Raw genomic sequence first — 25,200 nt, forward strand, 5'->3', positions numbered from 1 at the left:
TGCGTCGGAGTAGGTTTGATTTCGCCCTTGTTTGCCTTTTGATGGCGCATACCATTGCGTAGCAGGATCAAACCAAATGGCAATATTTCCGCGACTCATAAGTGCTCGGTTATATGCGGGCCAATTGGTTGTGCGGTAGATTTTGTGTGAAGGCTTCTTCATTTGAAAATTATATCGCTGAAAAAGCCTTTACAGATAGGTTTGTGCAACAAAGCCGTTCATAATCATAAGAATATGCATCTATCCAACATTCATCCCATATTCACGCTTTTTAAGATCATAAAAAAGTACTTTTACAGCATTCACATGCATTTTCTGCTGAATTTAGAGCGTATCAAACCCAATCATCAACATATATTTTTTCAAATCAATCAAAGACAAAACCAAATATTCTCAATATGATAAAAAAATGCGTCAATTAAAGTTGAAGAATATGAATAGCAAGACAACAAAACAGATACTCGTCACAGGCGCAACAGGCTATATTGCCAGTTGGGTCATTAAAAACTTACTTGAACTTGGGCATACTGTACATGCCACAGTTCGAGATCTCAACAAAAAAGCCAGCTTCATCCATTTAGAAAACATTGCAGCAAAAACCAGTGGCACATTAAAATTATTCCAGGCCAATCTACTCGATCAAGGTGCATTCGATACAGCAATGCAGGGCTGCGATATTGTCATTCACATGGCGTCCCCTTTTGTTGTGACCAACTATAAAGACGCAATTAAAGACATTATTGAGCCTGCGGTGATAGGCACTGAAAATGTACTCAATAGTGTAAATAAAACTGAATCAGTTAAGCGAGTGGTGGTAACGTCAAGCATTGCATCAACTTATGGTGATGCAATTGATATTTTACAAACCAAACATAATCAGTTTGATGAATCACATTGGAACACTTCTAGCTCTGAGACGCATCAGCCTTATCCTTATTCAAAAGTTATGGCAGAGCGAAAAGCATGGGATATGCAAAAAGCACAACAACGCTGGGATTTGGTTTGCGTAAATCCAGCCTTAGTGATGGGCCCTTCATTAACAGCATCGACTCAGTCTGGCAGTGTTGAGGTTTTACAGCAGTTTGCCAACGGTATGACTTTGGCGGGTGTTCCACCAATGTGGAATGGAATTGTCGATGTCCGTGATGTCGCCGAAGCGCACGTACAAGCAGCATTAAACCCTAAAGCATCAGGTCGTTATATCATTAGCGGTGGTACTTTAAGTTTATTAGAAATGGGGAAAATATTACGCTCGCATTTTGGTAATAAATTTCCTTTTCCACGTAATACCTTACCGAAGTTTGCCTTTAAAGCATTTGGCCCTCTTGCAGGTTTCCCACGAAAGTTTGTTGAACTGAATATGGGTTACCCAATTTACTTTAATGCTGAAAAAAGTAAAACAGAATTGGGCATTGAGTACCGAGATATTCAACAAAGTGTGGTTGAACATTTCCAACAATTACTCGATGACGGTGTGGTTAAGCAATATATTCCGTAAATCATTCATTTGCAAAAAAGCCACCTGACGGTGGCTTTTTATATAAAAAAACTAAACTAACTTAGAAATCAAAAGTCACGCCGACTTTATAGGTACGAGGACCACCCACTAAGGCATAACCTGAGTTGAATGTACCTTCCCAATATTTCTCATCAGTCACGTTATCAACATTGGCTAAGAATGTAGTATTTACACCACCCAAATTGGTTTTATAACGCGCACCTAAATCTAAAATTGTATAGTCTGGTAGTTTAAGTGCATTGGTTTCATTTAAGTACTGTTCACTCACGTAGTTTGCACGTGCATTCACATTTAATCCATCTACATAAGGTACTGCATAATCTAAGCCAAGCGTTGCGGTAAAGTCAGGAATACCATATACCGTATTACCTTGATTAGTTACGCCACTTTTCACCGCTGCTTTGGTATATTCAGCATCGATATAAGCCAAACTACCCATCAGATTTAGACCTGTATAAATCTCTCCTGAAAATGACCATTCCACGCCACGTGAACGTGTTTCTGCATCATCTGTGGTAATTTGATTGATTGTACTATTGGGTTGACCATCAGAATATGAAGATACCATGGTCGATGGTTTTTCAATTTGATAAAGGGCAAATGTATTCAACCAAGAACCTGCTTGATATTTTGCACCCAATTCATATTGCTTAGTTTGAAATGGCGCGAAGGTAACATTATTGTTGGCATCTGCAACATTATTCACCGTTACACCTTCAGAAAGTCCCTCTACATAGTTTGCATAAATAGAAAGATTCTCACCAAAAGGTTTAACCACAACACCTAAGCTTGGCGAAATTTTATCATCTTGATAGCCAGTCTTTCTTTGTAAATTCTTGGTATCGATATCCTGATAGCGTGCACCAACAATTAGCTGCAATTTATCATCTAACATCGAAATCTGATCAGACACCGTATAGCTGACATATTTATTGTCTAAGTTTGGTTGAACCACAGGATAAGCTAAAGGCATACCGACAGTGGTGTTAGGATCATATAAATTGGTTGAATCAATATTCTCTTGCGTCGCTTTCACATGCTGATCTGTTTCTTTGGTCAAGTAGTCAGCTCTTACATTTAAGGCATGTTTTACAGCACCTGTATTAAACTTATATTGGAAACCTGTATTGGCTGATGTAATCGACTCAGATGACCCTGTACGATAGTACTGTGAAGTAGCATGACCATCAGCTTGCCCTACGATAAGACGTGTGCCAAAAATGTGTCCGCTATAGGCCTTTTCAATATGCCCTACACCCGCATACACATTTAAATCAGGCGTGAATGCATATTCACCACTTAATCCTACAAACTCACTATCTGTATGACCTTCTAAATTACTAAAATAATTGGTATCGCCTTTAGGCGCATCAAGTACGCCATTATAGATATGACCATGTGCGTCTTTCACCCCAAACGCGACCATCGCAGGTGAGCCACCATTACGATCATCACGTACCGCAAAAGCATCAAAATTTAGTTTTAATTTATCCGTTGTATAGTCTGCAGCAATTGCACCTGATGCATGTTTATCTTCCATGCCTTCAATAATGTGCTCACCTTGACCATAAGCACCATTCACACGTAGACCAAATTCTTTTTCAGCACCAAAACGTCGCGAAACGTCAAAACCTGATTGGTAAAAACCACCTTCTTCCATTGAAGCTGAAACTTGAGTTTTTTCTTTATCTGCACGCTTAGTTTTAGCGATGACCACACCACCGACCCCACCAGCAGGCGACATACCTGCAACCAAGGCATTCGGGCCTTTTAAAACCGTTACCGAATCTAAAAATTCAGTCGGTACGCGTCCATAAGGCGCCATTACCGTACATACCATTGAGTGCAATGTCATCGTGATTGATGTCAAAGCCACGAATATTAAAGTTTTCGTTTAAATGACCTTGGTTGGTTGTAATACGGATACTCGCATCATTTTTTAAAACTTCACCAACTGTCGTAGCCTGCTGTTCTTCAATTAATTTTTCACTATATGCAGCAACGCTAAATGGCGTATCAACAATTTTTTTATTTCCCAGTGCACCAAGGTCTGTCTGCGCTTTCAATTTTCCATTTGCAAGCTGCTTTTCAGCTGGTACCTCAACTTCAATCGTTTCAAGCACAGTTCGCTCTGCTGCATTTACTACTGCAGATGTGCCCACCCCTAAGATCGCGATTGAAATCGCACGGACTAAATGAGTTTTTGGAAAATTGATCATTGTTGAACGCTTAATTTATTTGAATAAGAATCATTATTATATGCAGAATGATTCTCACCACTATTGAGAATCTCGTTTTAAAATCTAATTTTTATCAGTAATTAAAATCTTAAAAAAAGTAAAACTATTATTTTTTTAAATAAGTAATTGTTAAAAAAGAATAAAAATCATATTTAAAAAATAAAATTAGATTTTAATCGAATAAAATTTGAGTTCTATTTGATTAATAATTAAACAGATGACTAACTAAGTTTAAGGACCATTTAAGCTTTATTAGATATTGATGTGGGTTTTCCTCATTTCATGAACAACTTTTTCACTTTTCGACTTAGCAAAAAAAGAGGCATCGCTATGCCTCTTTTTATCTTCACTTAAACCACCAATAATTCTTCAGGATTTATCCATTATGCTGCTGAACAAAAATGATAAATTCTTGCTCTGTCATCACTGGTACACCTAACTTTTCAGCTTTCTCTAATTTAGAGCCTGCTTTCTCACCTGCTACCACACATTTGGTTTTACTCGATACACTACCACTTACACGGGCACCTAGAGCTTGCAGCATTTGAGTTGCTTCATCACGCCCCATGCTACTTAATGTTCCTGTAATGACCCAACTTTCACCATTCAAAGGTTGGCGTGTTGGTGCAATCGGTGCATCCCAGTGAATCCCAGCGGCGAGTAAACGATCTACTACTTCCAGGTTATGCGGTGCTTGGAAGAAGTCGACAATCCATTCTGCGGTGATATCACCCACATCAGGTGTCTTTTTCAATGCATCTAAGTCTGCATGACGAATTGCATCAAATGTTTGGAAAGTATTCGCAAGCATACGTGCTGTCGTTTCACCGACACCTCGAATACCGAGTGCATAAATAAATGCCCCCAAAGTAGTTTTCTTACTGTTTTCAATGGAATCAATCAGATTTTGTACTGATTTTTCACCCATTTTTTCAATGGTCAATAACTTTTCACGGTGCTCATGCAGGCTGTAAATATCCGCAACATCTTTAAGTAAATCGAGATGTAATAATGACTCAGCCCAGCGATCACCTAAACCTTCAATATCCATGGCTTTACGTGAGACAAAGTGGCGAATCGCTTCAATACGTTGCGCTGCACAGTACAAACCGCCTGAGCAACGTGCCAATGCTTCACCTTCAGGCATCACCACAGGTGAAGAACAGACAGGACAACATTCGGGCAATTGAATTTCAACTGTTTCTACAGGTCGAAATTCAGGCCAAACTTTCTCCACTTTGGGAATCACGTCACCACTACGGTAAACACTCACCGTATCTCCCACACGAACGTCTAGGCGGTGAATTTCACCGATGTTATGCAATGTCACATTAGACACGGTTACACCACCAACAGCGACTGGATTTAAACGTGCGACTGGCGTTAATGTCCCAGTACGCCCTACTTGCCAATCAATATTTTCAACTGTTGTGAGTGCTGCAACTGCTGGAAACTTATAAGCGGTTGCCCAACGTGGTTCCCGGCTTAAAAAACCTAAAGTCTGCTGCTGTTTCAAGCTATTAACCTTAATCACCATGCCATCAATTTCAACACTGAGGCTTGGGCGATCAATAATCATCTGCTCATAGGCTTTTTGTACGTCTTGAATGTTGTCGCAAATAAAATGACGCTCACCCACGGCAAAGCCAAATTGTGTCAACCACTCAAGACTTGCAGACATGGTGCTTTGCCCATGATTTGGTTCACACTGGGCAATACCATAGGCATAAAATGCCAAAGGGCGTGATGCTGCTATGGCAGGATCGAGCTGACGTAAACTCCCTGCTGCTGCATTACGCGGATTTGCAAATATTTTCTCGCCTTTTGCTTCATTTTCAGCATTAAGCTTTTCAAAACCCGACTTTGGCATGAGCACTTCACCACGAACCTCTAACAAAGTTGGTATCTCAGTTTCGTTTGAAGTCAATACTTGTGGCAAGTTGCGAATGGTTTTGACGTTTTGCGTAATATCTTCGCCTGTTTCACCATCACCACGGGTAACACCGCGGATCAAAATACCATTTTCATACCACAGTGAAATCGCCAGGCCATCGAACTTTAACTCGACATCATATTCAATTTTTTGATTGGGTAAGCGCTCTTCTGCGCGGCGTGCAAAGGCAAATAAATCTTCAGCATTAAAAACGTTGCCCAATGACAACATCGGCACGGCATGCGTCACCGACTCAAATTTGGATAGCGCTTTACCACCTACTTTATTGGTCGGGCTATCGGGTTGAGTTAGCTCAGGATATTGTTCTTCAAGTGCTTTTAATTGGTGAAATAATTGATCGTATTCACTGTCCTCAATTTCTGGCGTATCCATCACATAATACGCATGGTTATGCTTCGCCAAAAGTTGAATCAGTTGTCGCATCTGTGCAACGACAGTGGATTGTTGTGTCATATATTCACCATAAAAAAGGGCGGTTCTGATTCCGCCCTAATATTTCATTTTCTGTCGCTATTATAGAAATCCACTCGGTGAGTTTCAATCTTCGACCATTAAACTTCAATGGCTTGACCTTGACGATAATCAATTGCTTGATGACGCCAGTGTTCACGCATTTGCGGTGTGAACTCTTGGTTATTTTGGTCGTAGACCGTACCATCAATTTCACGAGCAATCAGACGTGCGATGCTATCCATGGTATCAAAGGCATTTTGCACATCGCTGTGTGGTAATGCCAAGAAGAATGCCAAACCTTTGACTTCTTCCGTTGATAACGTTTCAAGATCAAAACCGGCCGGAATACCATCACTATTCATCTGTAATACAGAGAACAATAATTTATTACCTTCTTCATCATAACGATGGAAACACGCCATTTCACCATAACGTAGACCGTATTTAAGTAAAACTTTTAGCGCTTTTTCACCAGATAACGCGCGGCTATCTGGGAATACATTTAGCGCAATATAAGTTTCGGCAGTCGCTAAAGCACTTTCTTCATCCACAATTTTTTGTTCATGTAGATGCGCATCTAAAATACTGCTTTCTTCATCAAAATCGCTGATTTCTGCTTTTTCAATGTTGCTGTTCACACTAAATTCAGGTGCTTTTTCTGCAACTAATGAATCCTCAGACGGCTCAAGTTTTGTAGTTTCTGCTTGAACTTCAATTTGCGACTTATCAAGCGTTGTTTCAGCAACCTGATCTAAATCCACTTTATCAACAACAGTTTCTGACTTTTCTAATGCAGCTTCGACAACTTCTGATTGAATAGCCTCCACAGATGCAGCAGCTTTCGGTTCAAGGCTTTCAGTTTTATCTTCTTGTGCCACTTCAACAGCTTTTTCATCCGACACTTGCGCAGCTTGTTCAGTCAACGTAGGTTCAACACGTGCTGTTTCCGCCGCTTGTAATTGGCTACGTACATGACGAGGGATCACAGGCTGTTGACTGTCAGGGTCGATATGCAATTCTGAATCTAAGGATGGGGCTGCGTCAGCAGGCTTACGAAACATCATTCGAATGCCCACGACCATAATAATAACCGCTATTACAATCCCTACGATTGTGGTGATTTCCATGTTATGCCTCCGCAGCTAAACCGTATTCTTTGGCCTGCTCAATATTAACAGTCACTAGTTTTGAAGTTCCTGGTTCTGGCATGGTCACACCCAACAGATCCGTCGCCATTGTCATTGCTAGTTTATTGTGTGTAATGTAAATAAATTGCACTTGTTCGGAAAGTTCTTTTACAAGATTACAAAATCTTCCTACATTGGCATCATCTAAAGGTGCATCTACTTCGTCTAAAACGCAAAAAGGGGCTGGATTTAAACGGAATATTGCAAAGACCAATGCCAATGCTGTTAATGCTTTTTCACCACCCGATAACAATGCCAAAGAACTGTTTCGTTTACCCGGTGGTCGAGCCATTAGTTTTACACCCGATTGCCAGCCATCTTCAAGGCTTAAACTTGCTTCACCACCATTAAATACTTTAGGGAACAGTTCTTGTAATTCTGCATTAACCTTATCAAAGGTGGTCATGAATAACTTACGTGTTTCCTGATCAATGCTTTTCATAGCAGCTTGCAACTGCTCAACAGTTTTTTGCAAATCATCAATTTGATGACTCAGATCTTCAAAGCGCTTCGCAACTTCTGTGTATTCCTCAGCTGCTGCCAAATTGACTGCGCCTAATTTATCAAACTGCTGTTGGGCTTTTTCAAGCTTCTGCTGATGTGATGCGACATCAATGCTTAGACCAGTCAGCATCTCACTATTCATTTCTTTCAATTGTTCTGAATAATGCTGCAGATCCGACTGTGCTGACTGCCAAGCCAGACGCTTTTCTTCCAACTGTGTGCGCAGCTTTTCATCTTGTTGCTGATGTGAGTGACGCTGCTCAGTCAATGTCTGCTGCTTGGTCTGTACATTATTCAGTTCGAGCTGCCAATCATTCCAAGTTTTTTGCAAACGTTCAGTGATTTGAGCCTGTTCAGAATACTGCGACTCGAGTGCCGGTAATTCAAGCTGTACAGGATCAACAAACTTCTTCGCCTGTTCCATTTGCCCCAAAATTTGTTGGGTTTGTGCTTTTAAAAACACAGCATCTTTTTCCAACAATTCAATTTGCTGTTTGGTTTGTACGGATTGACGGCGCACAATTTCCAATTCTTGCTGGTTATGTAGAACCACTTGTTGTGCTGACTCTAAATTTCCAGTCAACTCTTCCACTTGAAACTGCAAGGTTTTGTAGTTTGGTAAGGCTTGCTCAAGCTTCATATTCAATGCATGCAGATCAATTTCTAGATCATCTTTTTGCATGGCATCTTCTTCAAGCTGCTCTTCCAGTTGTTGCAATTGATCTTGCAATTGTTGCTTTTGCAAAGCAAAAGCTTGGTTTGAGCTTTGAACTTTGGTAATTGCCAAATCAAGGTTTTGACTGTCTTTTTGCCATGTCTTGAGTTGGTTTTGCTGTTGCTGCAAGTGTTGTTGTAAGTCCTGTACAGCTTGCTGCAACTCAGGTAAAGCTACTTCTGCTTGTTCAAGCTGCGGCTGTAGCACAGACAATGAGGTTGTCAATTCATCCAAGCGAATGCGGTGGCTCAGCGCACCCTGTCCGGCTTGACTGTCTTCGTCATAGTCCAGGCCAATCACCCAGTCCTGCCCCACGTGATAACCATCTAACGTTAAAATGGATTGACCTGATTGCAACTGCGCTTGATGCCGCATGGCTTGGTTTAAAGTCTCAGCCACTGCGACCTGCTGCCAAATTGAATATTGTGGCGCTTCGATCCATGCAGCAAGTGGTGTTAAGTCACAAATTTGACTATGTGACTGATTCGATTGTGCTTTAAGCTGTCGTGCCACGCTGTCTTGAAATGCGTCGTCCGATTCTAAGACTTGGGCATTTAGCCATTTGGCTAAGAATTTTTCCACCAACTGTGCATGAACTTTGCCTTGCGCCGTCAGTTTTAAGCTTTGCATTAAACGTTGACGCTGGCTTTGCTGCTTCGGACTAGATTTGATTAACAGCTGATTCAGGTTTTTCTGTTCAGACAACAGTACCTGTATTTCAGATTTAAGCTGCATCACATTTTGTTTATGCTGAGCCTGCTGTTCTTGTGCCGCAATCAATTTAACTTGAAGATCAGTAATCAACTGCTCTTGCTGTGCTACCTGTTGCTGTAATTGCTGTTTGTCTTGTTCATAATGTTCGAGCTCATCTTGCTGGGCTTGGTTCTGAATTTGACCGCGTTGCTGTTGTAGCGTTTCCCGTTGCTGTTCAATGCGACTAATATTTTTGGTGAGTTGCTCACTTTGTGCCAACATTTGCAGTTTTTGTTGTTGCTGTTTCTCAACTTGAGTACGTACTAATTCAAACTGCTGTGTAGCTTGTTGCTGCTGTGCTTTTAAGTCGGCAAGTTGCTGAGTGTGATCTTGAGTGCTGCTTTCTTGTTGCTGTAATTGCTCAGTGAACACATCTTGCTGTTCTTGCAAGGTTTCAAGTTGCAGTTCTAATAACTGTAAGCGCTCTTTGGTTTGGGCTTTTTGTTTTTCTAGCTCTACTAAACTTGCTGAATTTTGTGCAAATAAACCTTGTTTTTGCTCCAAGGTCATTTTCAATTCAGAAAGCTTTTTTTCTGCTTGTTGCCATTCACTTTGTAGCGGCGTCGATTGTTGAATCAAACGTTGGAACAGAGCACTGGTTGAGGTCAAATCATGTTCTAAGGTATTCAACTCAGAGCGTACTAATTTAAAAGTTTCGCCCAGTTCCGTCATTTGTACGGTGTATTCTTGCTGCAAACGGGTACTTTGCTCACATTGAAAGGACAGTACTTCAATTTTAATTGTGCGAATCTGGGTTTCGAGTTCTTTGTATTGCACCGCAGTTTCTGACTGGCGCTTTAGGGTCTTTAGCTGAGATTTTAACTCTGCGGCAATATCTTCCAAACGTTCAAGGTTTTGCGTGGTGTGCTCAAGGTGCAATAACGTTTCACGTCGGCGTGCTTGATAACGTGACACACCCGCAGCTTCTTCAATATAGACCCGCATTTCTTCAGGCTTGGCATCGACCAAACGGTTAATCATGCCCTGTTCAATAATTGCATATGAACGCGGACCTAAACCTGTCCCCAGAAAAATATCGGTAATATCACGACGGCGGCATTTGGTGCCATTTAAGAAATATTCAGACTTACCATCACGGTTAACCTGACGACGCACTGCCAGTTCATTATAGGCATTATACGCCCCACCGAGCTTGCCATAGGTATTATCAAAGCGCAGTTCAACACTTGCCACACCGACAGGCTTACGCTTTGCTGTGCCCGTAAAAATAACGTCCTGCATGGTACCACCACGCAATTGGCGGGCGCTTGATTCACCCATGACCCAACGAATGGCATCAATCACATTAGATTTACCACAGCCATTCGGGCCAACAACCGCACTACGGTTGCCTTCAAATTTTAATGTTGTGCTGTCGGCAAAAGATTTGAAGCCGGAAAGTTTTAAGCTGCTTAAACGCATAGTGTCCTGATCAACGGCGTGAACGTCTCGCCCACGCTAATTCGATTTGTTTCATCCGTGTTAGTGATTCCAACACAAGGTTGCGTAAGTGTCGACAAAAATCTTCCATAAATAAAGTAGCCTGATGTGTTTTTCTGATTAAAACCGCATCAGTTACCAATTTAAATAAATCATAAGATTCTTGCAGTTCTCGCCTTGAAATATTCAGCGTTAAAAAATAACTTCTTCGGAGTGAAGGCAATAACTCTTGGTAATAACGCATGAGGTAGGCATTGCCAACCATTTCGTGCTGACGAGCCATACCCTGAAAGATCAAATCATAAAACTTTTCAGTATTGCCTTGGCGGGTTTCAACTTCTAATTGCTCAAGTAATAGCTGAATGCGCTCTGCTTCATGGCTACGCCAAGTTTCAGCCATACGGTGAACAATTTGCCCCAACAATAAAGAAGCAATATCGAATAAAGATCGCACTTGTAAGGCCGACATTTCCGAAACCAACGCACCACGACGTGGATATATTTCAATCAACTGGGTTCTTTCTAGAATCAAAAGGGCTTCACGAACAGAGCCTCGACTCACATCCAATTCTGCGGCAATGCGCAATTCTTGAATACGCTCACCTTCCACCAACTCTCCGCGAATAATCTGTTCGCCGATATGTTTGGCAATTTGTTCTGATAAACTGTCCGCTTCTTGTTGTTGCATACTATTCCTGTCTTGTTTTTATAAGATGCAATGCTGAGATTTAACTCAATCATGCTGCATTAAAAACGATTTACAGGTCAGATGAATATGACATTGTCGGACAATCTTGTGTCTTAAAAGCCAATCCTTGGCAATTTAAACCGTCCTTATACTAAAAATTGCTGAAACCCTTGGTAAACAAAATAACATCCCACCGTCGTTAATAAACACGCAAAACAACGTTTTAACATGAATGGCGAAAGCATATGTGCGACTTTCGCACCGAGTTTTGCAGTCATAAAACTCATCACGCTAATACCAATAAAAGCATAAATATGTACATAACCCATAGTATTTGGAACTTCAACCTCGGACTGATGACCAAACCACATAAACCCGAGCGCGCCAGCAATCGCGATAGGTAAACCACACGCAGCTGAGGTCGCAACCGCTTTTTGCATCACCACACCATTTTTATTTAAGTAAGGCACAGTTAAACTGCCCCCACCAATACCAAAGATTGCCGATGCAACACCAATTCCCCCACCTGCTACCATTTGCATTGTGGTTGATGGTAATTGTTTAGACGGATCGACAGGTGTCGCTGCACCCAAAAACATTTTTACAGCAACCCAAAGTGCAAACACACCAATTAATAATTGTAAGCCCTGTCCGGACATCACATCCGCAATACCAGCACCTAAAAATGAGCCAATGACCAAGCCTGGTGCGAGATTCCGAAATACCTTCCACATCACCGCACCTTTTTTATGATGCGCTGAGACGGAACTAAATGACGTGACGATAATCGTCGCTAAGGAGGTACCCACCGCCATGTGCATAATCACACTCGGATCATATTGAAGCTGAGTAAAAACGATGTACAAAATGGGCACAATAATCAGGCCACCACCAACGCCAAACAGCCCTGCTGCAAAACCAGCGATTGCGCCGATGAGCAAATATATGATTAACTCCATCACAATTATTCCACAACTCTCAGATTCAAATGGATTTAGAGACTAGACATTTACAAGACTTACTTCGCACAACACCCCTGCCACCTGAGGTGCTACTGCTTAAACCGATTACTACATCAACCAATGACGACGTGCGCGAAATTGCCAAAAAAGGCATTCAGCATGTATTGGTGTGTAGTGAGCAACAAACGCATGGTCGTGGTCAACGTGAACATCAATGGGTCTCACCCGTTGGTAATATCTATTTAAGCACATTGCTGAATTTACAGACAGCGATAGATGGCCGCCTCGCACTTGAAATCGCCTTAAATATCCTGCAAATGCCAAGCTTGCAAAATTTGAACCTGCAAGTGAAATGGCCAAATGACTTGTATAGCCCATTAGGTAAATGGGGCGGTATTTTGGTTGAACCCTTATCAAATACCCAAGTTATTGTCGGTGTTGGGATGAATTTATATCCCGTTCCAAAAGCAGGCATCGAACAACGCGCAAGCTCTTTATCAGAACTGGGCATGGCTTCCCCGAATCGCTTAAAGCTCATTGCTGAACTCTATGAGGCGATTCAACAAGCAGGCGAATGGTTTAATCACAATTGCTACAACCTTGCCGCACGTTTCAATCACCATGCTGCATTTATGCAGCAAGCCGTTGCGCTGGAACATTTACAAGGCATCAGCCAAGGATTGTTTTTGGGCATCGAAAATGATGGCTCGATCAATATACAAACAACCCAAGGCTTAGAAAATCACTTCCAAGGACGTTTACGTCTTTCGGATTGCCATTAAATTCACAGGCGTAAAGGTAAGCTTATGAAAAAATTATGGCTCGATGTCGGCAATACACGTCTTAAATATTGGATTACACAGCATGATCAAATTATTGAGCATGCTGCCGAACTGCACCTGCAATCCCCTGCGGAACTTTTGCTGGGTTTAATTCAACATTTTAAAAGTCAAAATATAGATCAAGTCGGCATCTCCTCTGTACTCGACAAAAAAAATAACGATCGTATCCAAAAGATTTTGAAATTTTTAGCTGTTCCCGTCACGATTGCCAAAGTGCATGCCGAATATGGAGGCTTGCGCTGTGCCTATGAGGATACCAGTAAATTTGGTATTGATCGTTGGCTACAAATGCTCGCTGTGGTGAAAGACCCAACACTAAAATATTGCGTGATTAGTTGTGGTACTGCGCTCACAATCGACCTGACAGACGGTTTACAGCATTTAGGCGGTTATATCTTGCCAAATCTGTATTTGCAGCGCGACTCCCTCATTCAAAATACCAAGGGAATTAAAATTCCTGATGCGACTTTTGATGAACTTTCACCGGGTAAAAACACCATAGATGCGGTACATCACGGCATTTTATTAGGCTTAGTCAGTACGATTGAAAAAGTTCTTGAAAAGTACCCTAGTAAATTGATTTTAACAGGCGGTGATGCTGCGCTCTTTGCCCGCTATTTAGAAAAATATCAACCAGATATTGAAGCTGACCTGCTGTTACGTGGCTTACAAAGTTACGTCAACGCACATTAATATTACCTAATATTCTTGTTTAATTTTGAACAATGAATGTGTGAAAAAGCAGCCGCATTAGGCTGCTTTTTACATTTGTTTATCGCAATACATCAAAAGCCTTCATTTACAAACTGTATCTCAATTGACGCCCTTTTTTTATTCAAGCCTTTACAATAAGCCACGATAATCATTGATTTATCACACACTTTATAATTTTAAAACGTCTTGACCAACATAATATAAGACTAAGAGCATCTACATGAAATTAAAAAACTTATTGGGCTTAGGCGTACTCGCTTCAGCATTATTATTTAGCGGTTGTTCAACAACACAAAACCTAGCCAGCACCAAACTTCCTGCCGACATCAAATCTCAACTCACTACAAATCAAGCAATTTTAGGTTACTTCGGTAAAGAAGATAATCCTGAATATTGTGGTTGCGTTTCATATATCGACTCAAGTTATTACATGAAACCAGTAGAAGATGGTTTTTACCGTGTATTACTCGGGCGTAATGCCGCTGGTGATTTCTTAGTACAAGATTTTTATCAAGAGACCAAAACCCCACAATCCTCAGCAAGCTGGGTCAAAGATCCGTTAAAACTGTTTAGTTTCAACGGCGAAGATGTGGAAGGCCCTGTGACCTTATACCGTAAAAACGGCAAGGTGGAATCGACCTTTACTATTGAAGATGGCAATTATGTAAAAGGTGAGGAGTTTTATCCTAATGGTAAACGCGGTGCTGCTTACACGGCAGATGCTCAAGGAAACTTGGCATATACCCTATGGTATCCATCTGGTCAAAAAGCCACTGAATATGTGGTCGATTTAGATGATGAATATGTGGGTGCGTATAAAGCGTGGAAAGAAGATGGTACAGCAGCAGATGACCAAATTGATGAGATCCGCGAAAATATTTCGAATGCATTAGAATAATCTGCATAAAGTAAAAAGGCGCATACTGCGCCTTTTTTATACTTAAGCAGAAAGTAATGGGTGCAAAATATCCCAAAGTTCAGGAATTTCTGAAAATCCATCTTTTGCCATGAAGTGTCCTGCATCCTTGACTTCATAAAGTTGTGCATTGATAAAGCTACTTAATTGTATAGATGCAGGTGGTGGCACAATCGGATCGTTAGAAGATATAAAGCTGATCGCAATCGGCATATGTATCTGCAAAACCCCACTGTCCATCCGCGCTTTTTTTATAAATTCATTTAGTTCAGGCTTCACTGCTAAGGTTGCTTTAAAACCTGATACAAAAATACCTGCCTTAATTTTGGCATTATGTTGCTGAAAATATTGATTCAAATAATGCAGCACCGTTAAACAGCCCAAGCTGTGTGCAATAACAATCGTGTTTTCATCCAAAATAGGCATTTGTAAGGCTAGAAATTTCTGCCAATCATCAAAATTTGGTTGATCAGCATTGGCCAAAACAATACGTTTGGATAAATGGCCTGCATTTTGTAATTTACGACTTAGCCACGGATACCAATGATCATTCGGTGAGGCATCATGGCCATGAATGATATAAACCTTTTTGTGCTCTGGCTGCAGATGTGTGTTCATGTGTAAGTTCTTATTTTAGCCTTTTTCAACGACATAAAGTCAGTTTCTAATTAGCTCATTTTGTATGCGTATCTCCCTACGAACTCAATAACTTTTTGGCGAATATTTGTAATTATTTAATTTGGGAACTAGCAAGCTTACAGCAGTAAATCGCTGACATAAAAAAAGCGCCCAAGGCGCTTTTTTTATGTCTAGAACCAGTTAGATAAACTTATTTATCTTTACCGCCAAACAACGGGCCCATGCCACCGCCGCCGCCGAACTGTTTTTGCATACCGCTTAATGATTTCATCATTTTTGCCATACCTGACGGATTAGCAAACTTCTTCATCATCTTCGCCATTTGTGCATGTTGTTTAATCAGTTTGTTAACTTCAGAAACATCCATACCACAGCCTGCAGCAATACGTTTTTTACGGCTAGGGTTCATTAAGTCTGGATTGCGACGTTCTTTAATGGTCATCGATTGAATAATCGCTTCCATTTTTTTCACTTGCTTCTCAGGATTCGCTTGCGCAATCGCATCCTGAAGGCCAGCATTACTCATACCAGGCAACTTATCTAAGAAGCCCATCATGCCGCCCATTTTATTCATTTGTTCAAATTGCATCAGCATATCTTCAAAGTTGAAGCTACCGCCTTTTTGCAATTTTTTCGCCATTTTTTCGGCTTTTTCTTTGTCGACTTTACGTTCAAGTTCTTCGACCAAAGAAAGCACGTCACCCATACCCAAAATACGTTGTGCAACACGTTCAGGGTGGAATGGTTCAAGGGCATCGAGTTTTTCACCCATACCCAAGAATTTAATAGGCTTACCAGTAATTGCACGTACTGAAAGTGCCGCACCACCACGTGCATCACCATCAGTTTTGGTTAGGATCACACCCGTTAATGGCAACGCATCGTTAAAGGCTTTTGCCGTATTTGCAGCATCCTGACCAGTCATGGCATCAACCACGAACAAGGTTTCAGTTGGTTTGATTGCCGCATGCAGCTCTTTAATTTCATCCATCATTTCGTCGTCTACGTGTAGACGACCTGCAGTATCGACAATCAGTACATCAGCAAATTGGATTTTTGCTTGCTCGATTGCACGATTCGCAATGGTAATGGGTTTTTCATCAGGACTAGATTCAAAGAAAATCGCACCAACTTCACCAGCTACGGTTTGAAGCTGCTTGATTGCTGCAGGACGGTAAACATCGGCAGAAACCATTGCGACTTTTTTCTTTTGACGTTCTTGTAAGAAGCGTGCCAATTTTGCTGCAGTCGTTGTTTTACCCGCGCCTTGCAAACCTGCAAGAAGCACAACCACAGGAGGTTTTGCTGCTAGGTCAAGGCTTTCATTCGCCTCCCCCATCATTTTGGTCAATTCATCATGAACGATTTTGACGAAAGCCTGTCCCGGTGATAACTGAGTCATCACTTCTTGACCCAATGCCTCTTCCTTAACTTTCGCGATAAATTCACGAGTTACAGGTAACGCCACATCGGCTTCAAGAAGTGCCATACGTACTTCACGTAACGTATCTTTAATATTGTCTTCGGTTAGCTGCCCTGAGCCAGTAACATTTCTTAAACTCTGCGTGAGTCGTTCTGTTAAGGTATCAAACATTGCAAATTCCGCTTAAAATAGCCATGAGCAAAAAATTGTTTCTTAAAATAGAAAATTTATGCATAGAATGCTATAGGATACTTTAGTTCTTGCAGAATTTATATAAATGAATATTCATCATCCTGAAAAAGGTTTGACATGATCAGTCTCCCCTTGGTTTATACGATCTTAGCATTAATCGCTTATACCACTTCTTTTTGGTATTTATTCAGCCATTTGATGTCTAAACGTGTACCGAACCATTGGTTAATTGGTGTAGTGCTTGGCTTAGGCATGTTGCTACATGCAGGCGTTTTATATAACGACATGATGACACCATCAGGTGTTAATTATGATGTGTTTAACTTGATGTCTTTTACATCAGGTTTAATGCTTTTTCTCAGTTTAATTTTTAGTACCTATCGCCCTGTTCTTGCAATGAATTTGCTCGGTATTCCTGTAGCAGCAATGGGTTTAATATTGGGTTTTGCCTTTAGTAAACAAAATCAGTTTATTGAACAGCACTCTCTCGGCTTAGATGTTCACATTATTTTGTCGCTTTCTGCATATGCCGTATTGCTCATGGCAACCATTCAAGCTGTAATATTACGTTTTCAGGATCGTGAACTGAAAAACAAACAAAAAAAGCGTGTTTGGGTCAGCTTGCTACCCTCGTTCCAAGCTATGGAATCTTTACTGTTTGACTTATTGATTGCCGGCTTTGCGCTATTGACCTTTGCTTTAGGCTTCGGTTTCTTCACCATTGATAACTTCTTTGCACAACATTTAGCCCATAAAACTGCGTTCAGTATTATTTCGTGGTTTGTGTACGGTGCCTTATTGATTGGACACTATCGCTTTGGTTGGCGTGGTCAAAAAGCGATTCGCTTTACTATTATTGGTTTTTGCTTGTTGGCTGTTGGCTTTATTGGTTCAAAGTTTATCTTGGAAATGGTATTGGGCCGCTAACTAGCATTTATTGTTATTCAAACGATATATTTTAAGGGAGTTATTTACTCCCTTTTTTACTGCCTCAAATTTGTCTAGTTGTAGTTAAAGTTATACAACTCAATAAATTTTAGGCATAAAAAAAAGCGCGAATCGCGCTTTTTTTTCATTACGTCTAAATTATAGAGCAACGATGTTTACAGCATTCGGGCCTTTTTGACCTTGAGCGATGCTGAAAGAAACCTTTTGGCCTTCTTGCAAAGTTTTGAAGCCAGAACCAGTGATTTCGCTGAAGTGAGCGAAAACGTCAGGACCGTTGTCTTGTGCAATAAAACCGAAACCTTTAGTTTCGTTGAACCATTTAACTGTACCAGTAACTGTATTAGACATAATAATACCTATTAATTTGTTGATTTAGCCATTGGATGATGACTGACTATAACTTTGAAAATAATAAAGAATTGAACTTCATCTCTGAAAAAACGAAGGATTATGACTAACACTGCGATACTTAAAGAAAATTTACGAAACAATACTTTTTTTCTAGTTGCAGCTATCATACATGAATTCTTAGATTATTCAAGTGTCATATATGTCGTTGATTCCATTTAAAAACAACGAAGTAAATCATATTCTAATTCTTACTATCCTCATGTATTTCATCACATTATTATTTAAATTTCATGTCAGTTAAATTCTACTTTCGCAGTAGAGATTTGTTCATTTTCAGAAAAATTTATACTTTTTAACAATTTTATCTACTAACCTATTACAACCTAGACAGCATGCTTAAAAACACGTATAACACCGTTTTTCATTTTCTGGCAGTGTCACTGTGAAACTTGTACTTGCACCCATGGAAGGCTTAACCGACCCAATTATGCGCGATGTTTTAACGCATGTGGGGAGTTTTGACTGGTGTGTAACTGAGTTCATACGTGTCACGGACTCTGTGCTGCCGGATCACATTTATCATAGTTACTGTCCTGAACTGTTACATGATGGCAAAACTGCTGCTGGTACGCCTGTACATGTACAATTCTTAGGTAATAATCCAACCATGCTTGCAGCTAATGCTGTTCGTGCAGTTGAACTCGGTGCTCCGGCTATTGATATGAACTTCGGTTGCCCTGCTAAAACAGTGAATCGACACCGCGGTGGTTCCGTGCTACTAGATGAACCAGAAGTTGTTTATGAACTGGTTAAAGCTGTGCGCGATGCTGTCCCAAGTCATATTCCAGTTTCAGCAAAAATGCGTCTAGGCTACATGGACCGTAACTTTACTTTAGAAAATGCACATGCCATTGAAGATGCAGGCGCAGCATGGGTAACCGTTCATGCAAGAACAAAGGCAGATGGTTATACCCCACCAGCTTTTTGGGATCAGTTACAACCCATTCGTGAAGCCTTAAAAATCAATGTGATTGCCAATGGCGAAATTTGGAACAATGCAGATGCCAAGCAATGTCAATTAGAATCAGGCTGTGAAGACCTGATGATTGGCCGTGCTGCTGTCACTACCCCTGACATTACCCAGTGTATTCGCCAAAATACTGACCAACCCTTAATTACATGGCATGAATTATTAGGCTTACAAATTCGCTTCTTAAATGGTTCATACAAAAAAGAAATGAATATGGTCGGTCGCTATAAGCAGTGGCTAGGAATGATGTCAAAGCACTACCCTGAAGCCAAAATCCTTTGGGATGAAGTAAAACGCGTTAAGCCTTTGGATGAAATTGTCGAAAAGCTTAAAGCGGGTATGTAACCATGTTTAAACCTTTGTTTGTACTTAAACAATCAAAGGTTTTTTTGTTTTGCGAACTCTAAAATTGCCTCAACTTCTTCAGCTAAAAACTCTTTTGGATGTTCTGAGAGTGGATTCATAACTAAAGTTGCGCCTTTGGTAATCGTAAATAACTTTTCCGCATTGATCATGACAAATTCAGCGTCAAGTCCAACATCTTGCTGCAACATAGCTAAATTTAAAAAGAATGGAATAGCTTGTTCCCCATCATCAGTTTGCATGAGTTGAAAATGTAACTGCTGATTTTCATCTCTTTCACCTAAGCAGAACACTTGAGTATTCAACAATTGCTGATAGAAATCTTGGTATTGTTCCGGATGATCTAAGGTCGTTTCATAGAGCTGTTGAAGGGAATTTTGCATTTTAATGTCCGACGAATTATTGTAATAAAAATGATCACTTAAAATTTAAGAATACACCATGATTAAGAATCATGCCGCTGCTTTAAGTTCTCTACATGTTGACGATTAGTTTTCCAAGACTTTTCCAAAATTTCTTTTTCTAATCTGAGTTGGACACGCTTTAATTTCATAGGTGAAATTACGGATTGTTTGTAAGTTTTTACATAATCTGTCCAATCTGCTCCACGGAAAACATTTGAGGGCATGTCTGTCTTAAATACAGCTTCGGGCATAAATACAATGACTGTATGTATAAACTCCTTATCCAAAATATCAGCTAAAATCTTTTCAAGCACTTTCATATGTTTATAATTTTGATGGATCGGGTTTTGAAACTTAAAGCTTTGCTTATAAATTTTTTGAGTCCATTGCTTTTGACGCTCAGTACCAAAAATCCACCCTTTATAATTTTTGGTTTCTATAACAAAAATGCCATAAGGACTCAAAAGAATATGATCAATTTGCGTAGTCCCACTTTCGATATCAGGCAATGTCAAATCATTCAGAAGTATGTAATCACCTTTTAGATAAAGTTTGACATGCGCTGCTACAGCAAATTCACCTATTTTTCCTTTTAAAAAAGGTTTAAATACTTTTATTGCACCTAGAATTAATAAGACAGGAATCAACCACCACAGCATTGAAATTAGCGGTGCAAATATTTGGCTGATGTTCATTTATCAAATCTTTTTGTAATTTATTATTCGCAAATATACATGCTATTTTATTGTAATTTCTCAATTTTCAATAAAATATCTTTATTTTCTAAACCACCTGCAAAACCTACCAACTTACCATTCGCACCAACGACGCGATGACATGGTGCAATAATTGAAATTGGATTTTTTCCATTGGCCGCACCTACCGCACGAACTGCCTTTACATTACCAATCTGTTCAGCAATTTGTTTGTAACTGCGGGTTTCACCAAAAGGAATGGTTAATAGCGCTTGCCACACTTTTTGCTGAAATTCTGTGCCAGAAAAATCGAGCGGCAAGTCAAATATTTGACGTTTTCCCGCAAAATATTCATTCAATTGCTTGGCTGTTTTAAGCAAAATCGGATGTTTGTGATCTTCAACTAAACTCGCCAAGCACACACGATCAGGCTTTTCATTTTCCCATAGCACTGCAACCAAAGCGGTTTCGTTTGCAACCAATTGCAGCTGTCCTACAGGAGAGTCTAAATATTGATATGACAATTGCATCACGGCCACCAGCTTTATTGAAAAGTTCAGTTTAGATTATTCAGGACGATGATAATTTCATCAAGACTAATCCTGAAATAATCAGTACCGCAGCCAACATCCGCATTGCATTTGCTGGCTCACCAAGCACCACAATACCCAAAATAAATGAACCGACAGCACCTATGCCTGTCCAAACCGTATAAGCCGTGCCTAATGGCAAACTTTTCATGGCATAAGACAATAATGCAAAACTCGCTATCATAAACACTATGGTGAGAATACTCGGTGTTAATTTGCTAAAACCGTCAGACACTTTCATGCAATAGGCCCAAACAACCTCAAGCAATCCAGCCACAATCAATAACATCCACGCCATTTTCTATACCCATAAAAAAAGCACAAAAGCGCGAAACACTTTTGTGCGATTTAAATATTAACTTGAAGATAATTTCATTAAGATCAATCCTGAAATAATCAAGACTGCTGCCAACATCCGCATCGCTGTCGCGGGTTCACCGAGGATAAAAATCCCCACCAAAAATGAACCTATCGCACCGATACCCGTCCAAATAGTATAGGCAGTTCCCAAGGGCAAGGTTTTCATAGCATAGGCCAATAAACCAAAACTTAGGATCATAAAAAATAATGTGATTAAACTCGGGCCGAGTTTTGTGAAGCCTTCAGACAGCTTCATTGAATAAGCCCAAATAATTTCGAAAATACCCGCGAAAACAAGAACAATCCAGGCCACGATGCCTTCCTCCATAGTAGAGTCAGGTCGTCCTGACGATTTTTCTTGCCCCTTCGATAGAAGGTTAAAGGGAGGTCGTTCCTCCTGTGATGTTAGCCAGTATAGCAAATTTGCTGAATTTTAGGGCAACGCTTACAATTTTTGACCATTTTTAGTGCTTTGAATACGTTTTGATTACTATGCGCGCCCTGCTTTCGCTCCAAATAAAAGCAGTTCATGCGTTTAACCGTATTTTTCGCCCATTTAAACCCAAAAAAGCACCATGAACATTCATTCATGGTGCTTCGATTTAATTAAAATCGTTTAAGTCGGGTAGCCGTGATTTAGAACTTCATTCGAACGCCTGCACCATACCACCAATCGGCTTCACTATCGGTCTTGGTTTGCCATGCCGTTTGCTTATCGCCTTTTTCATAGTGATAAGCAATGTCGACAAAAGGCATTATTTTCTTGCTAATTTCGTAGCGTGTTTCTACACCGAGCCAAACATCATTTAAGCCTGTCTTTTGGGCATAACGTGAGTCATCGCTAAATACCACATTCATATTTAAATAAGGCTGCGTAATTAGCTTTTGTGTCAGCAAAATATCGCGTTCAGTTTCCAAAGAAAAACTGACTTGATTATCCTGCCCGACAAAAAGATATGCATCGGTTTCAAAAAAATACGGCGCTAAACCGTGCAAACCTAAAGCTGCGTCATAACGTGATTTATCGCTGCTATGCTTTTGATCATAACGATAGCGTACGCCCGCCTGCACATCCCAAAAATCAGAAATCATGCGGCTATACATCGCCTGCGCAGCATAATCTGCTTTGGCTGATTCTGCTTTATCGGCATGTAGCTTTAAAAACAGTTTGTTTTCATCCGTGCCAATGCGGCTTTCTAACTCGGATTTTAAAAACCCTTCCCCATCAGAATTGCTAAGCCAGCGACTATCAATTTCTGTGGATTGATATATTTGACCGCCGTGTTCTATACGATGGTCTGCCGTATGCGCATATATTTCAGTTGATGCAATCGGCAGCTCGACAGCATGTTCAGCATGTTCAGCATGATTGATTTGAGCGGAATCTGTGACAACGTCTTTGGCCAAATTTTGCATATCAGACATGTCTCTCATCTGATGTGATGACATGTGTGCATCGGTATGTTCGCCCATCGCCCACAATGTTGAGGTCATGCTGCCCAAAGCAAGTGTTACAGCTGACAACGTGAAGGATTTAATGATGCGCATGTGAAGCCTCCGCTGTGTTCGCTGCTGGCTGGATTGGTTGTGCTGAAGAATTAGCCACATTTGCCACAATCAATTTATGCATCATGCCTGCAGACATGTGATACAGCAGATGGCAATGAATCGCCCATTCGCCCAATTCATTTGCAGTTAACAATGCTGTGACAGTTTTTCCTGGCGGCACAATCACCGTATGTTTGTTCGGCATTTCAGAAGAGGCTTGACCATTTTCTAGCTGCATAAACATGCCATGCAAATGCATCGGGTGCGCCATCATGCTGTCATTGACGAACTTCAATCGAATACGTTCGCCGTATTTGACTTTTAGCGGTTCAGCCTCACTGAATTTTTTACCATTCATCGTCCATAAATAACGCTCCATGGTTCCGCCTAGGTGAATCACTAAATCTTGTGTCGGTTCACGGGTGTCAGGCTGCGCTTGCAAAGATTTTAAATCGCTGTATTGCAGTGCTTTATCACCGACAGGTGTTGACGCATTGGCCCACCCCATAACGGATGGTTCCGGCTTTGGCTTATTATTTTTAGCGACTGAGTGATGTACAGCATGATCTAGTGCAACTGCTTGATGATTCATTTTAGAGTGATCCGTATTTGGCATCGCATCATGATTCATTTTAGAATGATCTGTACTAGACATACTGCCATGTCCCATATCTTCCATTGTCAGTAGCGCACGAGGACGTGCTTCCGGCATATGAATTCCCGCATGCTGCGGCTGAGTTTCATCATGCAAAGTGCCGATGGCAAAACCGCTTCGGTCAATTGACTCTGCTTCAATCTGATAATGCGCTGCTTTAGGCTGTACGATCACATCGTAAGTTTCCGCAGCACCAATGCGGAACTCATCCACTGGCACAGGCTTAACCGGTTGACCATCAGCACTGACCACAGTCATTTTTAAGTTTGGAATACGTACATCAAAGAATGACATTGCAGCAGCATTTACAAAGCGTAAACGCACTTTTTCATTTGGCTTAAACAGACCTGTCCAGTTTTGTTCTGGCGTTTTACCATTGACCAAAAAGGTATAACCCGTCACATCGGACAAATCCGTTTTCAGCATGCGCATTTGATTCCACATCGAACGGTCTTTCCAGGTACTTTTCAAACCTTCGTGTTTAATTTGCTGCAATACGTCTTTGGCGGTTTCCCGTTGATTTTGATAATACTCAGCAGATTTTTTCAGATTTGCCATGATCTGTGCGCTAGACGATTCATGAAAATCCGACAGCATAACCACATAGTCCCGTTGTGTACTTTCGTGGGCAGTAATTGGTTGTTTTCCTTTAGGGTAAATCACCAATGCGCCATACAAACCGTCTTGTTCTTGACCTTTAGAGTGTGCGTGATACCAATAAGTGCCGCTTTGGCGAACTTTAAATTTGTAAGTGAAACTACCGTCTGGTTGTATTTCATTAAAACCATTAAAGCCAGGCACACCATCCATCAGACCGGGCAATAATAGTCCATGCCAATGCACCGAAGTATTTTGTTTTTTTAGCTGATTATGTACATGAATCACCGCATCGTCACCTTCTTCAAACTCTAAAAGCGGTGCAGGAAATTGACCATTCACACTGATTTTCTTGACCGCTTTACCGGTCAGATTAATGGTCTTCTCATCAATATTTAGATGATATTCTTTGACTGCTGCAAATACCCATGATGGCGAAAGCAGACACACCCCAAGAATGAGGCTTGATTTAAATTGAATAGACATGTTTTAACCTTGTGTTGAATAACGAAATAAAC

The 25,200-nt window shown here is 40.7% G+C and carries 21 protein-coding genes and 2 pseudogenes; 6 read left to right on the forward strand and 17 right to left on the reverse strand.

Features of this window, described 5'->3' with window-relative positions; all coding sequences use genetic code 11:
• Window positions 1-162: pseudogene (locus A9J31_RS15235) on the reverse strand (IS5/IS1182 family transposase); the annotation flags it as partial.
• A gap of 247 nt (window positions 163-409) precedes the next feature.
• On the opposite strand from A9J31_RS15235, the gene A9J31_RS01475 reads away from it, so the two are divergent.
• Window positions 410-1,498, forward strand: coding sequence for an SDR family oxidoreductase (locus A9J31_RS01475; protein ID WP_245668190.1), 1,089 nt, complete (start codon window positions 410-412; stop codon window positions 1,496-1,498).
• A gap of 61 nt (window positions 1,499-1,559) precedes the next feature.
• On the opposite strand, the pseudogene A9J31_RS01480 reads toward A9J31_RS01475, so the two are convergent.
• From A9J31_RS01480 to A9J31_RS01505, 6 genes and pseudogenes are all read right to left on the reverse strand, one after another.
• Window positions 1,560-3,738 (reverse strand): annotated as a pseudogene (locus tag A9J31_RS01480) (TonB-dependent receptor).
• Window positions 3,739-4,135: 397 nt separating this feature from the next.
• Window positions 4,136-6,166: an NAD-dependent DNA ligase LigA gene (gene ligA, locus A9J31_RS01485; RefSeq protein ID WP_067761853.1), complete on the reverse strand. Its 2,031-nt coding sequence runs from the start codon at window positions 6,164-6,166 to the stop codon at window positions 4,136-4,138.
• Between the two features lie 98 nt (window positions 6,167-6,264).
• Window positions 6,265-7,293: a cell division protein ZipA C-terminal FtsZ-binding domain-containing protein gene (locus A9J31_RS01490; RefSeq protein WP_067761855.1), complete on the reverse strand. Its 1,029-nt coding sequence runs from the start codon at window positions 7,291-7,293 to the stop codon at window positions 6,265-6,267.
• A 1-nt stretch (window position 7,294) separates the two neighbouring features.
• Entirely contained in the window at window positions 7,295-10,747 is a 3,453-nt protein-coding gene (gene smc, locus A9J31_RS01495; RefSeq protein WP_067761857.1) for a chromosome segregation protein SMC, read from the reverse strand.
• Between the two features lie 10 nt (window positions 10,748-10,757).
• Entirely contained in the window at window positions 10,758-11,453 is a 696-nt protein-coding gene (locus tag A9J31_RS01500) for a GntR family transcriptional regulator (RefSeq protein ID WP_067761860.1), read from the reverse strand.
• Window positions 11,454-11,599: 146 nt separating this feature from the next.
• Window positions 11,600-12,412, reverse strand: coding sequence for a sulfite exporter TauE/SafE family protein (locus A9J31_RS01505; protein ID WP_067761862.1), 813 nt, complete (start codon window positions 12,410-12,412; stop codon window positions 11,600-11,602).
• A gap of 29 nt (window positions 12,413-12,441) precedes the next feature.
• Here A9J31_RS01505 and A9J31_RS01510 point away from each other — a divergent pair, with 29 nt between their 5' ends.
• The 3 genes from A9J31_RS01510 to A9J31_RS01520 all read left to right on the forward strand — a co-directional run bounded on the left by A9J31_RS01510 (window position 12,442) and on the right by A9J31_RS01520 (window position 14,869).
• A complete protein-coding gene (locus tag A9J31_RS01510; RefSeq protein ID WP_067761864.1) occupies window positions 12,442-13,197 on the forward strand; it encodes a biotin--[acetyl-CoA-carboxylase] ligase in 756 nt (251 codons plus the stop codon).
• A 24-nt stretch (window positions 13,198-13,221) separates the two neighbouring features.
• Window positions 13,222-13,950 carry a type III pantothenate kinase gene (locus A9J31_RS01515; protein ID WP_067761866.1) on the forward strand — a complete coding sequence of 243 codons (729 nt, stop codon included), beginning with the start codon at window positions 13,222-13,224 and terminating at the stop codon, window positions 13,948-13,950.
• A gap of 241 nt (window positions 13,951-14,191) precedes the next feature.
• Window positions 14,192-14,869, forward strand: coding sequence for a toxin-antitoxin system YwqK family antitoxin (locus tag A9J31_RS01520; RefSeq protein WP_067761868.1), 678 nt, complete (start codon window positions 14,192-14,194; stop codon window positions 14,867-14,869).
• Between the two features lie 42 nt (window positions 14,870-14,911).
• On the opposite strand, the gene A9J31_RS01525 is transcribed toward A9J31_RS01520, so the two are convergent.
• A complete protein-coding gene (locus A9J31_RS01525) occupies window positions 14,912-15,505 on the reverse strand; it encodes an RBBP9/YdeN family alpha/beta hydrolase (RefSeq protein WP_067761871.1) in 594 nt (197 codons plus the stop codon).
• 211 nt (window positions 15,506-15,716) lie between these two features.
• Window positions 15,717-17,120 carry a signal recognition particle protein gene (ffh, locus tag A9J31_RS01530; protein ID WP_067761873.1) on the reverse strand — a complete coding sequence of 468 codons (1,404 nt, stop codon included), beginning with the start codon at window positions 17,118-17,120 and terminating at the stop codon, window positions 15,717-15,719.
• 138 nt (window positions 17,121-17,258) lie between these two features.
• Here ffh and A9J31_RS01535 point away from each other — a divergent pair, with 138 nt between their 5' ends.
• A complete protein-coding gene (locus A9J31_RS01535) occupies window positions 17,259-18,068 on the forward strand; it encodes a cytochrome C assembly family protein (protein ID WP_067761875.1) in 810 nt (269 codons plus the stop codon).
• A 159-nt stretch (window positions 18,069-18,227) separates the two neighbouring features.
• Here the strand turns inward: A9J31_RS01535 and A9J31_RS01540 are convergent, their stop codons facing one another.
• Window positions 18,228-18,437 carry a cold-shock protein gene (locus A9J31_RS01540; protein WP_067761877.1) on the reverse strand — a complete coding sequence of 70 codons (210 nt, stop codon included), beginning with the start codon at window positions 18,435-18,437 and terminating at the stop codon, window positions 18,228-18,230.
• A 445-nt stretch (window positions 18,438-18,882) separates the two neighbouring features.
• Here A9J31_RS01540 and A9J31_RS01545 point away from each other — a divergent pair, with 445 nt between their 5' ends.
• Window positions 18,883-19,815 (forward strand): tRNA dihydrouridine synthase, encoded by a 933-nt coding sequence (locus tag A9J31_RS01545; protein WP_180057279.1) that lies wholly within the window; start codon window positions 18,883-18,885, stop codon window positions 19,813-19,815.
• Between the two features lie 32 nt (window positions 19,816-19,847).
• Here the strand turns inward: A9J31_RS01545 and A9J31_RS01550 are convergent, their stop codons facing one another.
• The 7 genes from A9J31_RS01550 to A9J31_RS01580 form a co-directional block, all read right to left on the reverse strand.
• A complete protein-coding gene (locus A9J31_RS01550) occupies window positions 19,848-20,216 on the reverse strand; it encodes an SseB family protein (RefSeq protein ID WP_067761879.1) in 369 nt (122 codons plus the stop codon).
• Between the two features lie 62 nt (window positions 20,217-20,278).
• Window positions 20,279-20,932 carry a nuclease-related domain-containing protein gene (locus A9J31_RS01555; RefSeq protein ID WP_067761881.1) on the reverse strand — a complete coding sequence of 218 codons (654 nt, stop codon included), beginning with the start codon at window positions 20,930-20,932 and terminating at the stop codon, window positions 20,279-20,281.
• Between the two features lie 47 nt (window positions 20,933-20,979).
• The gene (locus A9J31_RS01560) at window positions 20,980-21,462 is read right to left on the reverse strand and encodes a methylated-DNA--[protein]-cysteine S-methyltransferase (RefSeq protein WP_067761883.1); all 483 of its coding nucleotides are present in this window, start codon (window positions 21,460-21,462) and stop codon (window positions 20,980-20,982) included.
• A gap of 40 nt (window positions 21,463-21,502) precedes the next feature.
• A complete protein-coding gene (gene sugE / locus A9J31_RS01565; RefSeq protein WP_067761885.1) occupies window positions 21,503-21,820 on the reverse strand; it encodes a quaternary ammonium compound efflux SMR transporter SugE in 318 nt (105 codons plus the stop codon).
• Window positions 21,821-21,877: 57 nt separating this feature from the next.
• Window positions 21,878-22,195 carry a quaternary ammonium compound efflux SMR transporter SugE gene (sugE, locus tag A9J31_RS01570; RefSeq protein ID WP_067762022.1) on the reverse strand — a complete coding sequence of 106 codons (318 nt, stop codon included), beginning with the start codon at window positions 22,193-22,195 and terminating at the stop codon, window positions 21,878-21,880.
• Window positions 22,196-22,518: 323 nt separating this feature from the next.
• On the reverse strand, window positions 22,519-23,430 hold the full coding sequence (locus A9J31_RS01575; RefSeq protein WP_067761887.1) for a copper resistance protein B: 912 nt from the start codon (window positions 23,428-23,430) through the stop codon (window positions 22,519-22,521).
• The gene (locus tag A9J31_RS01580; RefSeq protein WP_067761889.1) at window positions 23,417-25,168 is read right to left on the reverse strand and encodes a copper resistance system multicopper oxidase; all 1,752 of its coding nucleotides are present in this window, start codon (window positions 25,166-25,168) and stop codon (window positions 23,417-23,419) included. Before A9J31_RS01580 ends, A9J31_RS01575 begins: the two co-directional genes overlap by 14 nt.
• Between the last annotated feature and the right edge of the window lie 32 nt (window positions 25,169-25,200).

Origin of the sequence: Acinetobacter gandensis (assembly GCF_001678755.1) — a bacterium.
GTDB lineage: Bacteria > Pseudomonadota > Gammaproteobacteria > Pseudomonadales > Moraxellaceae > Acinetobacter > Acinetobacter gandensis.

Bases quoted from the DNA above. Each gene is read 5' to 3' on its own strand.
- A9J31_RS01500 (WP_067761860.1), bottom strand. From the start codon at position 11,453: ATGCAACAACAAGAAGCGGACAGTTTATCAGAACAAATTGCCAAACAT.
- A9J31_RS01540 (WP_067761877.1), bottom strand. From the start codon at position 18,437: ATGTCTAATACAGTTACTGGTACAGTTAAATGGTTCAACGAAACTAAA.
- A9J31_RS01560 (WP_067761883.1), bottom strand. From the start codon at position 21,462: ATGCAATTGTCATATCAATATTTAGACTCTCCTGTAGGACAGCTGCAA.
- ligA (WP_067761853.1), bottom strand. From the start codon at position 6,166: ATGACACAACAATCCACTGTCGTTGCACAGATGCGACAACTGATTCAA.
- A9J31_RS01525 (WP_067761871.1), bottom strand. From the start codon at position 15,505: ATGAACACACATCTGCAGCCAGAGCACAAAAAGGTTTATATCATTCAT.
- A9J31_RS01580 (WP_067761889.1), bottom strand. From the start codon at position 25,168: ATGTCTATTCAATTTAAATCAAGCCTCATTCTTGGGGTGTGTCTGCTT.
- A9J31_RS01575 (WP_067761887.1), bottom strand. From the start codon at position 23,430: ATGCGCATCATTAAATCCTTCACGTTGTCAGCTGTAACACTTGCTTTG.
- A9J31_RS01475 (WP_245668190.1), top strand. From the start codon at position 410: ATGCGTCAATTAAAGTTGAAGAATATGAATAGCAAGACAACAAAACAG.
- A9J31_RS01555 (WP_067761881.1), bottom strand. From the start codon at position 20,932: ATGAACATCAGCCAAATATTTGCACCGCTAATTTCAATGCTGTGGTGG.
- sugE (WP_067761885.1), bottom strand. From the start codon at position 21,820: ATGGCGTGGATGTTATTGATTGTGGCTGGATTGCTTGAGGTTGTTTGG.
- A9J31_RS01550 (WP_067761879.1), bottom strand. From the start codon at position 20,216: ATGCAAAATTCCCTTCAACAGCTCTATGAAACGACCTTAGATCATCCG.
- ffh (WP_067761873.1), bottom strand. From the start codon at position 17,120: ATGTTTGATACCTTAACAGAACGACTCACGCAGAGTTTAAGAAATGTT.
- A9J31_RS01510 (WP_067761864.1), top strand. From the start codon at position 12,442: ATGGATTTAGAGACTAGACATTTACAAGACTTACTTCGCACAACACCC.
- A9J31_RS01490 (WP_067761855.1), bottom strand. From the start codon at position 7,293: ATGGAAATCACCACAATCGTAGGGATTGTAATAGCGGTTATTATTATG.
- A9J31_RS01520 (WP_067761868.1), top strand. From the start codon at position 14,192: ATGAAATTAAAAAACTTATTGGGCTTAGGCGTACTCGCTTCAGCATTA.
- A9J31_RS01535 (WP_067761875.1), top strand. From the start codon at position 17,259: ATGATCAGTCTCCCCTTGGTTTATACGATCTTAGCATTAATCGCTTAT.
- A9J31_RS01515 (WP_067761866.1), top strand. From the start codon at position 13,222: ATGAAAAAATTATGGCTCGATGTCGGCAATACACGTCTTAAATATTGG.
- smc (WP_067761857.1), bottom strand. From the start codon at position 10,747: ATGCGTTTAAGCAGCTTAAAACTTTCCGGCTTCAAATCTTTTGCCGAC.
- A9J31_RS01505 (WP_067761862.1), bottom strand. From the start codon at position 12,412: ATGGAGTTAATCATATATTTGCTCATCGGCGCAATCGCTGGTTTTGCA.